Origin of the sequence: Phenylobacterium sp. (assembly GCF_041691455.1) — a bacterium.
In the GTDB taxonomy this organism is placed as follows: Bacteria; Pseudomonadota; Alphaproteobacteria; order Caulobacterales; family Caulobacteraceae; genus Phenylobacterium.
On record NZ_JBEPUO010000008.1, the window covers coordinates 61,135 to 74,013 of the forward strand.

The 12,879-nt window shown below is 69.4% G+C and carries 12 protein-coding genes; 6 read left to right on the top strand and 6 right to left on the bottom strand.

The window, feature by feature from the left end; translation table 11 throughout:
• Positions 1-7: 7 nt before the first annotated feature.
• Genes ACESMY_RS12460 through flgF form a run of 5 tightly spaced genes read right to left on the bottom strand, consistent with a single transcriptional unit; the run spans position 8 to position 3,523 of the window.
• Positions 8-472, bottom strand: a complete 465-nt coding sequence (locus ACESMY_RS12460) for a hypothetical protein (protein WP_372784909.1) — start codon at positions 470-472, stop codon at positions 8-10.
• 23 nt (positions 473-495) lie between these two features.
• Positions 496-1,221 carry a flagellar basal body L-ring protein FlgH gene (gene flgH / locus ACESMY_RS12465; protein ID WP_372784910.1) on the bottom strand — a complete coding sequence of 242 codons (726 nt, stop codon included), beginning with the start codon at positions 1,219-1,221 and terminating at the stop codon, positions 496-498.
• A gap of 11 nt (positions 1,222-1,232) precedes the next feature.
• The gene (flgA, locus tag ACESMY_RS12470) at positions 1,233-1,976 is read right to left on the bottom strand and encodes a flagellar basal body P-ring formation chaperone FlgA (protein ID WP_372784911.1); all 744 of its coding nucleotides are present in this window, start codon (positions 1,974-1,976) and stop codon (positions 1,233-1,235) included.
• A 3-nt stretch (positions 1,977-1,979) separates the two neighbouring features.
• Complete coding sequence (gene flgG / locus ACESMY_RS12475; protein ID WP_372784912.1) at positions 1,980-2,768, bottom strand: flagellar basal-body rod protein FlgG; 789 nt, start codon at positions 2,766-2,768, stop codon at positions 1,980-1,982.
• A gap of 14 nt (positions 2,769-2,782) precedes the next feature.
• Positions 2,783-3,523 carry a flagellar basal-body rod protein FlgF gene (gene flgF, locus ACESMY_RS12480; protein ID WP_372784913.1) on the bottom strand — a complete coding sequence of 247 codons (741 nt, stop codon included), beginning with the start codon at positions 3,521-3,523 and terminating at the stop codon, positions 2,783-2,785.
• 218 nt (positions 3,524-3,741) lie between these two features.
• Between flgF and ACESMY_RS12485 the strand changes: the two genes are divergently transcribed.
• The 6 genes from ACESMY_RS12485 (at position 3,742) to ACESMY_RS12510 (ending at position 12,112) form a co-directional block, all read left to right on the top strand.
• A complete protein-coding gene (locus ACESMY_RS12485; RefSeq protein ID WP_372784914.1) occupies positions 3,742-4,332 on the top strand; it encodes a flagellar basal body-associated FliL family protein in 591 nt (196 codons plus the stop codon).
• Between the two features lie 37 nt (positions 4,333-4,369).
• A complete protein-coding gene (gene fliM / locus ACESMY_RS12490; RefSeq protein ID WP_372784915.1) occupies positions 4,370-5,470 on the top strand; it encodes a flagellar motor switch protein FliM in 1,101 nt (366 codons plus the stop codon).
• A complete protein-coding gene (locus tag ACESMY_RS12495; RefSeq protein WP_372784916.1) occupies positions 5,467-5,988 on the top strand; it encodes a DUF6468 domain-containing protein in 522 nt (173 codons plus the stop codon). The genes fliM and ACESMY_RS12495 overlap by 4 nt, the downstream gene beginning before the upstream one ends.
• A 5-nt stretch (positions 5,989-5,993) precedes the next feature.
• Positions 5,994-6,953, top strand: a complete 960-nt coding sequence (locus ACESMY_RS12500; protein ID WP_372784995.1) for a MotE family protein — start codon at positions 5,994-5,996, stop codon at positions 6,951-6,953.
• 3 nt (positions 6,954-6,956) lie between these two features.
• Positions 6,957-9,899 carry an endoglucanase gene (locus tag ACESMY_RS12505; RefSeq protein ID WP_372784917.1) on the top strand — a complete coding sequence of 981 codons (2,943 nt, stop codon included), beginning with the start codon at positions 6,957-6,959 and terminating at the stop codon, positions 9,897-9,899.
• A 248-nt stretch (positions 9,900-10,147) separates the two neighbouring features.
• Complete coding sequence (locus ACESMY_RS12510; RefSeq protein WP_372784918.1) at positions 10,148-12,112, top strand: redoxin domain-containing protein; 1,965 nt, start codon at positions 10,148-10,150, stop codon at positions 12,110-12,112.
• Here ACESMY_RS12510 and ACESMY_RS12515 read toward each other — a convergent pair.
• On the bottom strand, positions 12,109-12,873 hold the full coding sequence (locus ACESMY_RS12515; RefSeq protein WP_372784919.1) for a TIGR02281 family clan AA aspartic protease: 765 nt from the start codon (positions 12,871-12,873) through the stop codon (positions 12,109-12,111). The two genes, ACESMY_RS12510 and ACESMY_RS12515, sit on opposite strands and share 4 nt — an antisense overlap.
• Positions 12,874-12,879 lie beyond the last annotated feature (6 nt).

Consider the following 12,879-nt stretch of genomic DNA (forward strand, 5'->3'; position numbering starts at 1 on the left):
AACGCGCTTAGCGGGCGCGGCAGAGCCTGAGGAAATCGTGGGCCTCGGCAAAGGCGTTGGGCAGGACGATGCGTCGGGTCGGGAAGACGATTGTGAGGTCCCCGGTGTCGGCCAGATGGGTGAGCAGGGGGTCCGACGCCGGCGCGCTGAACGCGATGTCCATCGCGCCCAGCGTCTCCTCGTCGGCGTGGCCCGCGCCGGCATAGCGGCCGACGATCTTGCCGGACTGCAGCTCCACCGCCGCCGGGTCGCCGCGCCTGCCCACGATGGTGACGTTCACCTGCCCCGAACGCGGCCGGCAGGTCAGCATCATGCGGACGTCATCGGTGTCGGGCACGCCCAGCACCAGCTTGGCCCCTTCGTCGGCGTTGGCGCTGACGCCCCAGCGCATGGCCCGGTCCGGCCGCTCGGTCGGCGTGGCGCATCCGCTGAGCGCGGCGGCAAACAGGCCGGCGAGGATCAGGCGGCGCATGGGAATCTCCCGATCCGTCCCCGCTAGAACGGCGAGAAGCGTTCGATCAGCGACTGGCCGGCCGGCGTCTTCTGGACGCGGCTGATGTCGCCGCGGCCGCCGTAGTTGATCCGGGCCTCGGCGATCTGGGTGTGCTTGATGGTGTTGGACGAGGAGATGTCCTCCGGCCGCACGATGCCGGCGACGGTGAGCTGGCGCACCTCGGTGTTGGTGCGGACCTCCTGGGTGCCCTGGATCACCAGGTTGCCGTTGGGCAGCACGCCCGAGACCACCGCGGCGATGGTCAGGCTGATCTTCTCCGCCCGGTTCACCGCGCCCGCGCCGTCACTGGTGGTCTTGGAATTGGTCGAGAGCGCGTTGGCCGGGTCGAAACCACCCGGCAGGATTTTCCCGAGGCTCGATTCCAGGCCCAGAAGGTGCGGGATGCCGGCGGTGACGCCAGAGGTGCGCGAGCTCGAGGTGGAGTTGGTGGTCTTGGCGCTGTCGTCGATGTCGATCTGCACCGTCAGGATGTCGCCGATCTTCGAGGCGCGCTGGTCGTTGAAGAAGGTGCGCGCGCCGACCCGCCAGAGCGAATTGGCGCTGGCCGGCTGGGGCGTGTCGCGGGCCAGGATCTTCTGGTCCATCGGCGCGAGCGCCGCGGGATAGCCCACCGGCGCGAGTTCGGGGCCGCGAACCGCTTCGCGGACGGTGGAGCAAGCGCCAAGCGGGGCGATCAGGAGCAGGGCGGCGGCGAGGCGAAGACGCATGGAAACTTCCTTCAACGGGCGGCGTAGCGGAGGGAACGGTTGAATTTGAGCTGGTCGGCCTCGGGTCCGACCACGGCCTGGCCGGGACCGGTGACCATGGCCTGGACGACCTTCTTGGAGACCGTGTTCTCGACGGAGAGCGCCTCGCCGACGCCGGCGGCGCCCATGGCCTTGCCCTGCAGGGAGAGCGCGATGCCTTCGGCCTGATAGGTCACGGTGACCAGGTCGCCCTTCTTGATCACCTGGGCGGCGCCCACGTCACGGGCCTGGACGACGCTGCCGGCGCGGACCGGGCGCTTGGCCATCTGGCCGATTATCGCGTCGGCGTCCGAGGGCGCGTCGCTGGGGGCGGCCGCGGCCTTGGCCCAGACGAGGTCCGACGGCTGGACGATCTCGCCGGCGCTGAGGCTGCGGGCGTAGGTCAGGACTTCGACATTGCCGCGCGCGCCGGGCGCCGAGGCCCCGCCGCCGACCAGGCCCGCATGCACGACGATGGTGCGCAGGCCCTCCGAGTTCGGCCAGTCGAGGCCGGCCCGGCGGGCGATGCGCTGCACGGCCATCGCATCGAGCAGGACGCTGGTCCCCTGGCGCTCGGCCACGGGTACGGAGGCCGAGGCGCCCGCGCCGTCGAAGAGGTCGCCCAGGGTGACGATCCCGTCGGCGTCGGCGGTGTCGGCGCGCAGCGTCACGGCCTGGCCGGCGAGCGCGGGGCCCGCGACGGCGAGGGCCAGGGCTAGGATGGCGAAAACCCGCATGGCTTACGACTTCACCTGGTTGGCGACGCCCAGCATGTTGTCGGCCGTGGAGATCACCTTGGAGTTCATCTCGTAGGCGCGCTGGGCGACGATGAGCGCGGTGATCTCGGTCACCGGGTCGACGTTGGAGGCCTCGGTGTAGCCCTGCATCAGCTGGCCGTAGCCGGCGGTGCCCGGCGTGCCGGTGATGGGCGCGCCGGACGCGCCGGTCTCCAGGAAGAGGTTCGCGCCCTGGGCGGAGAGGCCGCCCTCGTTCATGAACGAAGCGAGCTCCAGGGTGCCGACGACGTTCGGCGTCGGGTTGCCGGGCTGGGTGACCTGCACCTGGCCGGAGGCGGAGATGGTGACGTCCGAGGCGTCCTGCGGGATCGAGACCGCCGGCTGCACCTGGTAGCCGTCCTGGGTGACGAGCTGGCCCTGGTCGTTGACCGAGAAGTTGCCGGCCCGGGTGTAGGCGATGTCGCCGGTGGGGGTGAGCACCTGGAAGAAGCCGCGGCCGTTGATCGCCAGGTCGAACTTGCCGCCGGTGGCGGTCGTCGAGCCTTGCGTGCTGATCCGGTAGACCGAGCCCGCCTTCACGCCGGCCCCGATCTGCACCCCGGTCGGGACGATGGTGCCCTGATCGGAGGACTGGGCTCCGGCCTGTTCCAGCGTCTGGTAGAGCAGGTCCTGGAATTCGGCCCGCTGCTTCTTGAAGCCAATCGTATTCATGTTGGCGATGTTGTTGGAGATGACCTCCACGTTGAGCTGCTGGGCGGCCATGCCGCTGGCGGCGGTTCGAAGGGCTTGCATCGCTTACTTCCTCACTATTGGACGCGGCCGAGACGCGAGATCGAACTGCGCGACAGATCGGCCTCGGCTGACATCATCTGGGTGGTTTGTTCGTAGGCCCGGCTGACCTCGATCATCCGGGTGATCTCCAGGATCGGATTGACGTTGGAGCCCTCCAGCATGCCCTGGCGCACCTTGACGTCGGTGACGGCGGTGGCCTGCTGGTTGGAGGGGTTCTGGTACTGGTTGCTGCCGGTCTTCTGCAGCGCCGACAGGCTGTCGAACTTGAAGACCCCGACCTTGCCGATGCGCTCGGTGCCCTGGCTGACCGTGCCGTCGGGGGCGATGGTGAGCTGGCCGGTCTTGGCGGGATCGATGGTGATTTCGCCGCCGCCGTCATCGGAGACCACGTCGCCGCCCTGGGTGGTCACCCGGCCGGTGTCGTCGGTGCGGAAGTGGCCGTCGCGGGTGTAGCGGTCGCCGGCCTTGGTGGTGATCTTGAAGAAGCCCTGGCCGTCGATGGCGACGTCTAACGGGGAGTCGGTGCGGCGCAGGCCACCCTGGCCGAAATCGCGGGCCACGGCGTCGGCGCCCACGAACTTGACCGGCGCGGGGCCCCCGGCGGTGACGGCCGGCGGGCCGGGCACTTCCTTGGTCATCAAGGATTCCACCTTGAAGCCATTGGTGTCGGCGTTGGCGATGTTGTTGGCGACGATGTCCATCTGGCGCCGCAGCACCATCTGGCGGGACAGTCCGACGTATTGAGCGTTGTCCATTAATTCGGAGCCTTAGAGACGCGACACTTTCGCCTCCCAAGGCTGCAAGCTTCGGGCCAACTAAAAAACCCAGACATTTCAATAAATAATAGAGTTAACGGCCGCGCGGCGGCGGAAAATGCCGGGCAGGGTTGGCCCCCGTTAATCTCCGTTAAAAACCGCTTCTTAACCAAACCTGGGCCATTGGATTGGGGGTTAGGTTTCTAAGGAACGCGCGCGTGGCCGAGGACAAGGTCCAGGAGGCTCCCGAAGAAGAAGTCGCCGAGGGCGAAGAGGGCGAGGCTGCAAAGCCGAAGAAAAAGCTCTCGATGAAGCTCATGCTGATCGCCGGCGCCGGCGCCCTTGTGGTGCTCGGCGGCGGCGGAGGCGCGGCCTTCATCTTCCTTAAGCCGAAGCCCGACGCCGCCCACGCGGGCAAGGCCAAGTCCGAGAAGAAGGGCAAGAAGGACGAAAAGGGCAAGAAGGATGACAAGGCCGCAGGCCAAGTCACCGAAGGCCCCGACGGCGTCCTTTTCTACACCATGCCCGACGTCGTCGTGAACATGCAGACCGCCGACGGCCGGCCCACCTTCCTGAAGCTGAAGCTGACGCTGGAACTGCCCGACCAGGCGACGGTCGACGCGCTCGAACCGAACATGCCCAGGCTGCAGGACATGTTCCAAAGCTTCCTGCGCGAACTGCGCCCGGAGGACCTGTCGGGCAGCCAGGGCTCCTACCAGCTGCGCATGGAAATCCTGCGCCGCGTCAATCTGGTGATCGCGCCTTCCAAGGCCAACGCCGTCCTGATCGAGGAGATGCTGATCAACTAGCGCCCTTATCCAGGAGCGCGCGCGATCGCTTTCACGCATGGCCGACGAAACCGAAGACCAGACCCAAGACGCCGCGGCGGACGCCTACGCGGCCGCTCCCGCAGAGGGCGGCGACGACACCACCGCCTGGCCGGAGTCCGACAGCGACCCGAGCGCCGAGCGCATCCTCAATCAGGATGAGATCGACAGCCTGCTGGGCTTCGACCTTTCCGAGGAAGAGGGCGGCGAGCGCACCGGCATCCGGGCGATCATCAACTCCGCGCTCGTCTCCTACGAACGCCTGCCGATGCTGGAGATCGTCTTCGACCGCCTGGTGCGGTTGATGACCACCAGCTTGCGCAATTTCACCTCGGACAACGTCGAGGTCAGCCTCGACAACATCTCGTCGATCCGTTTCGGCGACTACCTGAACTCGATCCCGCTGCCGGCCATCCTGTCGGTGTTCCGGGCCGAGGAGCTGAACAACTACGGCCTGCTGACGGTCGATTCGAACCTGATCTATTCGATCGTCGACGTGCTGCTGGGCGGGCGCCGCGGCACCGCGGCCATGCGCATCGAGGGCCGGCCCTACACCACCATCGAGCGCGTGCTGGTCGAGCGCATGGTCGAGGTTGTCCTGGCCGACGCCCGCGAGGCCTTCGAACCCCTGACGCCGGTCACCTTCACGCTGGACCGGTTGGAGACCAACCCGCGCTTCGCCGCCATCGCCCGGCCGGCCAACGCCGCCATCCTGGTGAAGCTGCGCATCGACATGGAAGACCGCGGCGGGCGTATCGAGCTCCTGCTGCCCTACGCGACGCTCGAACCGATCCGCAAGATGCTGCTGCAGCAATTCATGGGTGAGAAGTTCGGCCGCGACAACATCTGGGAAGGCCACTTGGCCACCGAGCTCTGGACCACCCAGATGGAGGTCCGCGCCGTGCTCGACGAGCAGCAGCTGGGCCTCAAGCAGGTCCTGGAGCTGAAGGTCGGCGACACCCTCATGCTCAACGCTACGCCCGACAGCCTGATCGAGCTCAGGGCCGGCGTCATCCCGCTCACCCGCGGCCGTATGGGCCGCCGTAACGCCCACATCGCCGTCCGCGTCGAAGCGCCCCTGACGCCCAGCGCCCGGCAAGCCGTGCAGAGGACCCCATGAGCATCATCGGCGTCGCCCTCAACCTGCTCCTCGCCGGACTCCTGGTCGCGGCCCTCGGCATGGGCTGGCGGCTGAACCGCCGGCTGAAGGCGCTGCGCGACAGCCACGATGGCTTCGCGGTCGCCGTGCGCGAGCTGAACACCGCCGCGGCCCGCGCCGAGCAAGGCCTGACCGATCTGCGCGCCGCGACCGACGAGGCCGTCGACATGCTCGCCGACCGCATCGAAAAGGGCCGCGCGCTGGCCGCGAAGCTGGAGCGGCTGATCGACCACGCCCCGGCGCCGCAACGCCTGGCCGCCGCGGTCGCCGACCCGGTCGCCGAACGCCGGCTGGGCGCCCTCCTGGCCGCGGCGCGCGAGGCGCGTCCGGACCGCTACCAGCAGACCGAGCGCGCCGCCCAGACCGAGCGGCTCGCCCCCCGCCAACGGCCCGAACCGCCGTTGCGCCGCACCGTCGAGGACGACCTCTTCGATGACGAGCCGCTGACCCTCAACGTGATCCGTGGAGCCCAACGGTGAAGTCCATGCCCCGTATCCTGCCGTTGGTGGGCATCGCCGTCGGCGGCGTCCTGGCGATCAATGCGCTCGCCGGCGCCCGTGACCTGCCGAGCCTGATCTCCGGCGCCCGGGCCTATGCCGAGGAAGCCGCCGCCAAGGTGAAGCCCGCCAAGGGCGCGAGCAAGGCCAAGGCCGACGACAAGTCCAAGGCCGCCGACAAGTCCGCCATCCCCGGCGCGACCGCCGCCACGGGCGAGGCCGTCAACATCGCCGGCGTCGGCCTCCCGCCGCCGACCATCCAGCCCAAGGCGGTCTGCGCGCCCACCGCCGCCGAGCTCGCCAAGGAGGCCGGGCTCTCGCCCGCTGAGCTGCAGCAGCTGCAGAACCTGGGCGCGCGCCGCACCCAGCTCGACCAGCGCGAAACCGACATGTCGACCCAGATCGCCCTGCTGGCGGCCGCCGAGGCCAAGGTGGACGCCAAGATGCGGGCGCTCACCGGGCTGAAGGCCGACGTGCAGGGCCTGCTGGCCCAGGCCGACGGCCGCGAGGCCAGCGAGGTCGACCGGCTGGTGAAGGTGTTCGAAGGCATGAAGCCCAAGGACTCCGCCGCCCGCATGGCGATCCTCGAGGACAGCGTGCGCCTGCCGATCGCGGCCAAGATGAAGGAACGTTCGCTCTCGGCGATCATCGGCCAGATGCCGCCGCTGGAGGCCAAGAAGCTCACCGAATCCCTGGCCCACCGCTTCGCCGCGGCCCAGACCCTGGCGCAGAACGCCAGCGCCCAGGCTGACGCGCCGGCCGCCGCGACCGGCGGGCCGCCCGCCAAGGCTTCGCCGCCGAAGGCCAAGACCCCCCGCCCGGTCAAGAAGACCGCGGCGCGCAAGGCCGCGCCGGAGAGCGAACAGGCCGCCGCCTCGCCGCCCGCCGCGGCGCCGCCGGCCGCAGCTCCCGCCGCCGCCGCGCCTGCGCCGCCCAAGGCTGGCTAACCGGTGAACCTGCGCCAGGTCCTGCGCGCGGGCGTTGCGGCGGTCGCCATCGCGGGCGTCGTCGCGCCCGCCGGCGCCGCGCCCGGCGCGACCGCGGGCGCGGCCCCTGGCGGCTTCAGCATCGACGTGCGCGTGGCCCAGGCCAACGGCTTCTCGCGTGTGGAATTCCACGGCGCGCCGAACGCGGCCGCCACCCGCAAGGGCCAGGTCCTGACCCTGACCTTCCCACACGACGCCGACCCCGACATCGCGCGCCTACGCACCTCGCCGCCGATGTGGATCAAGACCGCCGAGAAGCGCCACGCCGGCGGTCACCTGCAGATCGTCCTGACCCTGACCGATGACGCGGACGCCAAGGTGGATTCCGCCGATGGCGCGGCCTTCGTCAACGTCTTCCAGAAGGCCCCGCCCACGGAGGCAGAGCTGGCCGCGGCCCGCGCGGCGGCGACCCCCGAACCGCAGCGCCCGAACCCGATTCCCGCGGGCGGCGTCGTGCGCATGGAGTCCAAGGTCGTCAATTCCCAGGTGCTGTTCAGCTTCACCTGGGCCAATCCGGCGGGGGCGGCGGTGTTCCGGCGCGGCGACGCGGTCTGGGTCGTCTTCGACGCGCCGGCCACCCTCGACGTCAGCCATGCGCCGCGCGGCCTCGTGCAATATTCCGGGGTCCAGTCGACGCGCGGCGCCGACTACAGCGCGCTTCGCATCGAGGCGGCGCACGGGACGCCAGTGTTTGCGACGGCCGTCGGCCCCACCTGGACCATCGCGCTTGGGCCCGGCGACCAGAGCCAGCCCAGTGTCGTCAGGATGACCCGCGACGAAGCCGAAGGGCCCGCCACCCTGAAGGCCGCCGTTGCCGGCGCTACCAAGGTCGTGCAGATGGCCGACCCGCAGGCCGGCGACACCGTCAGCGTGGTCACCGCGCTTGGCCCCTCAAAGGGCGTCCCCAGCCGGCGCGACTATGTGCAGCTCGCCGCCTTGCCCTCGGTGCAGGGCCTGGCGGTCGAATCCTACATCGAGAACCTGACCGTCGCGCGCGACGGCGACATCGTCCGCATCAGCCGGCCGCTCGGCCTGGCGCTCTCGCCGAGCCTGGCCAGCCAGCAGGTCGCGCGCCTCGATATCGACGCCCCCAAGCCCGCCGCCATGCCGGGCCTGATCGACTATGTGAACTGGCCCAAGACCGGTCCCAAGGGCTTCCTGGCCCGTTACAACCAGCTGCTCACCGCCGCCTCCATCGAAAGCTCGGCCAAGGACAAGAACGCCGCCACCGGCGCGCGCATGGCGCTGGCCCGCTTCCTGGTGGGCTCGGAGCTGTCGTTCGAGGCCATCGGCGTGCTCAACGACGCCGCCCGCGCCAGCCCGCAGCTGATGGACACCCCGGAATTCCGCGGCCTGCGCGGCATGGCCCGGGTCATGGCGCGTCGCTACAAGGAGGCCGAGGCCGACTTCTCTGCGCCGGTGCTGTCCGAGGACCGGTCGAGCGCGCTCTGGCGGTCCTACGTCGCCGTCCAGCTCGCCCAGTGGGCGGAAGCCCGCGCGCAGTTCGCCAAGGGTTCGGAGACGCTGGCCCAGTTCCCGGTCCTGTGGAAGGCGCGCTTCGCCCGCGCCGACGCCCAGGCCGCGCTCGCCCAGGGCGACCTGCCGAGCGCGGAGGCGCGCATCAAGCTGGCGCTGGCCGACAAGACCGACGTCTATGAGGAACTGGCCACCCGGCTCATCCAGGCCCGCGTCATCGAACAGCAGGGGCACAAGGAGCGGGCGCTGAAGATGTATACGGCGATCGCCACGGTTCCGAAGCAATCCCTGGCCTCGCCGGCGCTGCTGCGCGCCACCCAGATCAAGCTGGAACTCAACAAGGTGACGCCGCTGCAGGCGGCGACCGTGTTCGACGGCCTGCGCTACCGGTGGCGCGGCGACGCCACGGAGCTCGAGACCATCCGCGCGCTCGGCCAGCTCTACCTGAGCCAGGGCCGCTACCGCGAGGCGCTGGAGGCGCTGCGCTCCGCCGGGTCGCGCCTGCCGGACCTGCCCGAGGCGCTGCAGCTGCAGTCCGACCTGGCGGTGGCCTTCCGGTCGCTGTTCCTGGACGGCAACGCCGACGGTCTGGAGCCGATCCAGGCGCTGGCGCTGTTCTACGACTTCAAGGAGCTGACCCCGATCGGCTCGGACGGCGACCTGATGGTGCGCAAGCTGGTGCGCCGGCTGGTCGACGTCGACCTGCTGGACCAGGCCGCCGAGCTCTTGAAATACCAGGCCGACAACCGCCTCGACGGGGTGCCCCGCGCCCAGGTCGCCACGGACCTGGCGGTCATCTATCTGATGAACAAGAAGCCGGAGCAGGCGATCCAGGCGATCAACGGCTCGCGCACGACGATCCTGCCGGTCGCGCTGAACGCCGAGCGGCGGCTGATCGAGGCGCGCGCCTGGGCCGGCGTCGGCCGCTATGACGCCGCCCTCGAGATCATCGAGAAGGATAACACCAAGGAAGGCCAGGATCTGCGCGCCGAGATCAACTGGCAGCAGAAGGACTGGGCCAAGGCCGGACCGCAGTTCGAAAAGGCGCTCGGGACCCGCTGGAAGGATCCCACCCAGCTCAGCGCCGAGGAGGAGGGCAGGCTGCTCCGCGCCGGGGTGGCCTACAGCCTGGCCGGCGACGATGCGGCCCTGACGCGGCTGAACAGCCAGTACAAGGGCTTCTTTGACGCCGCGCACAATCCCGAGGCCCTGCGCATCGCGCTGACCGGCGTCTCGACCAACCGCCTGAGCGTCGCCGACTTCAGCCGGGTTAGCGCCGACAACGAGGCCTTCACGGGCTGGGTCGACAAGATGAAGGTGCGCTTCAAGACCCGTCCCGCGCCGATCGGCACGGGCAAGTCCGTCACGCCGCCCGCCGGTCCGGCGAAACAGGCCCAGGCCGCGCCGGCGACGCCGGCGGCCAAGGGCTAGGCCCGCGCCGCAAGCTGCGGGCGCAAAGTTTTGACGCGCCGGTCAGAGACCTTCAGACTGGGCGCCTAGCCGGGCCTGATTTGCGGCGAAAAGCCTGAAAATATAACAAAATCAATAAACATATACCCGATAGAGCTTTTGATGACTTTCACCGATGCGGCCGCCATCCGCTGTCCGGCCCGCCGGACTGCAACAATCCTGAACGGAACCGATGGTATGCGAACCGCGCCAAGCTGGGAGAAACTGGCATGAAACGAGCCCTTCTGGCCTCCGCCGCCGTCATGGCCGGGGTCGCGCTTGCCGGTCTGGCCGCGCCCGCCGGGAACGCCGCCGACACGCCCACGGCCACCCCGCAGCGGGTCGACGACTTCCAGCTCACCGACCACACGCGGCTGGCGCAGCACCTCTATTACTTCGGCTACACGCCGGCGATCGTGGTCATGACCCGCTCGAACGGCGCCGCCGCGCGCACCGGCGATGCGGCCCTGCAGAAGCTGTCCGACGCCTACAAGGACAAGGGCGTCGTGGTCTGGGCGCTGGATTCCAACCTCGCCGACAGCCGTGACGCGGTCGCCGCCGAGGCCGCCAAGGAGGGACTGAGCGTCCCCGTCCTGATGGACGAGCAGCAGCTGGTCGGCGAATCGCTCGGCGTGCAGCGCGAGGGCGAGGTCTTCGTGATCAATCCGAAGACCTGGACGGTGGCCTACCGCGGGCCGCTGGACGCGCATGCCGGACAGGCTGTCGATGCGCTGCTGGCCGGCCATCAGCCCGCGGTGACCCGCGAGGCGTCCACCGCCGGCAAGACCGTAGCCTTCCCCGAACGCGCGCACGCCGCGGAGTTCGCCAACATCTCCTATTCCAAGGAGGTCGCGCCGATCCTGCAGGAGAAGTGCGTCTCCTGCCACGTGAACGGCGGCATCGGCCCCTTCGCGATGAACAGCTACGATGTGATCAAGGGCTTCTCGCCGATGATCCGCGAGACGGTGCGCACGCGCCGGATGCCGCCCTATTTCGCCGACCCGCACATCGGGGTGTTCAAGAACGACCAGGGCCTGACCTCCGACCAGACCAAGACGCTGGTCCACTGGATCGAGGCCGGCGCGCCGCGCGGGAACGGTCCCGACCCGTTGCTCGCCAACGCCTCGAAACACGCGCCGGACTGGCCGGCCGACCTCGGCAAGCCCGACGTGATCGTCGAGCTGCCGGCCTTCAAGGTGCCGGCCACCGGCCTCGTCGAATACCAGAACCAGCAGGTGGCGAACCCGTTCACCCAGGACACCTGGCTGCGCGCCATCGCCATGAAGCCCGGCGACCGGCGGGTGCTGCACCACGTGGTCTCCAACCATATCCCGGATCCGAACCAGCCGGCCGCGGCGATCCCTGGCGGCTCGGTCGGCTCCTACACGCCCGGCGCCGAGCCGCAGGTCATGGCCGACGGTTCCGGCGCGCCGGTGCCCGCGGGCGGCAAGCTGCATTTCCAGATGCACTACACGACGATGGGCAAGGAAACGGTCGATAAGACCGAGGTCGGCTTCTACACGCTGAAGACCCCGCCCGAGTACATCAAGCGTTCGGCGGTGATCTCGACCTTCTCGCTCTACATCCCGGCGGGCGAGGCGCGGCACCAGGAGATCGCCTACCTGACCTTCCCGGCCGACGCCTATCTCTACACGCTCTATCCGCACTCGCATTACCGCGGCTACCACGTGGAGCTGAAGGCGGTGACGCCGGACGGCAAGGACACGATGCTGCTGTCGCTGCCCAAATACGACTTCAACTGGCAGCGCGACTACGACCCGGTGAAGCCGATCCTGGTGAAGGCCGGGACCAAACTGGTCGCCACCTGGGTCTACGACAACTCCGAGCACAATCCGGCCAACCCGGATCCGAAGCGCAACGTCACCTGGGGCGAACAGACCCCCGACGAGATGATGTACTTCCGGGTCAACTACCGCTGGGCCGACGAGACCGTGACCCATGTCCGCGGCGACCTGCAGCAGAAGCTGTTCGCCTCGCAGGTCATCGGCTCGCTGGACTCGAACCTCGACGGCAAGATCGAGCCCGCCGAGCTAAAGGGTCCGCTGGCCGGCCTGCGCGCCCGTTTCGCCGAACTCGACACCAATCACGACGGGGTCCTGGACGCCAAGGAGATGGCGGCGGCCATGCCCAGCCGTCGGATGGCGCGGGCGAAAGGCGAGACGCCCGACCTCTAGGAGGCGCCAGCGCGGCCCTTCAGGTAGAGCCGGTGGCCACGCACCTGGAAGGAGTCCAGGCGGCCGAGAAAGGTCAGGCCCAGCAGGGAGCTGGTCATCGGCGCCTTGTTGATGACCATCGGCACGTCGGAGAGAAGGATCGGGCCGACCGCGAGGCTGTCGGCCTTGTACCGCGCGCCATAGCCGACGCCGTTGGCGGTCTCGGCGGCTCGGTCGAAGCTAAGCGATGAAGTGTCGATCCCCAGCCGTTCGGCGTCCGCCGGGCTGAGCACGGTGTCGCTGGCCCCGGTGTCGACCAGGAAGCGGACCAGCTGGCCGTTGACCCGGCCCATGACGAAGAAGCTGCCGTTGTCGTCCTGGCTGACCACCACCTCTCGCGGGGCGGTGGCGACCGGATAGCCCGAAGAGAACTCGCTGCGCACCCGCTGGCCGACGGCGCCCAGCTCGTCGCGGTAGGCGAAGCCGACGGCCAGCACCGCGACGACGCCGATCCAGCCGGCGATCTGCCGCGCGCGCTGACCCCAGTCGATCCGCCGCGTCCGGATCAGGCCGGCGGAGACCAGCGCCACCAGTCCGGCGGCATAGGCGACGCGGCTCCAGTCGTCGGTGGACTGAACCGCCCCCGGAAACGCCTTGAACAGCAGGAGGACCAGCGCCGCGACGACGGCCAGCATGACCAGCCAGAGGAGCCCCGGGCCGCGCGGCCGCCGGGGCGGTGGCGTCTCAGGCTCCTTGGGATCCCAGGGGCCGCCTTCGGGCATGCGCCC

What these genes read in the sequence shown, in the direction of transcription:
- ACESMY_RS12460 (WP_372784909.1), bottom strand. Translation starts at nt 472, where the DNA reads ATGCGCCGCCTGATCCTCGCCGGCCTGTTTGCCGCCGCGCTCAGCGGA.
- flgH (WP_372784910.1), bottom strand. Translation starts at nt 1,221, where the DNA reads ATGCGTCTTCGCCTCGCCGCCGCCCTGCTCCTGATCGCCCCGCTTGGC.
- flgA (WP_372784911.1), bottom strand. Translation starts at nt 1,976, where the DNA reads ATGCGGGTTTTCGCCATCCTAGCCCTGGCCCTCGCCGTCGCGGGCCCC.
- flgG (WP_372784912.1), bottom strand. Translation starts at nt 2,768, where the DNA reads ATGCAAGCCCTTCGAACCGCCGCCAGCGGCATGGCCGCCCAGCAGCTC.
- flgF (WP_372784913.1), bottom strand. Translation starts at nt 3,523, where the DNA reads ATGGACAACGCTCAATACGTCGGACTGTCCCGCCAGATGGTGCTGCGG.
- fliM (WP_372784915.1), top strand. Translation starts at nt 4,370, where the DNA reads ATGGCCGACGAAACCGAAGACCAGACCCAAGACGCCGCGGCGGACGCC.
- ACESMY_RS12495 (WP_372784916.1), top strand. Translation starts at nt 5,467, where the DNA reads ATGAGCATCATCGGCGTCGCCCTCAACCTGCTCCTCGCCGGACTCCTG.
- ACESMY_RS12500 (WP_372784995.1), top strand. Translation starts at nt 5,994, where the DNA reads ATGCCCCGTATCCTGCCGTTGGTGGGCATCGCCGTCGGCGGCGTCCTG.
- ACESMY_RS12510 (WP_372784918.1), top strand. Translation starts at nt 10,148, where the DNA reads ATGAAACGAGCCCTTCTGGCCTCCGCCGCCGTCATGGCCGGGGTCGCG.
- ACESMY_RS12515 (WP_372784919.1), bottom strand. Translation starts at nt 12,873, where the DNA reads ATGCCCGAAGGCGGCCCCTGGGATCCCAAGGAGCCTGAGACGCCACCG.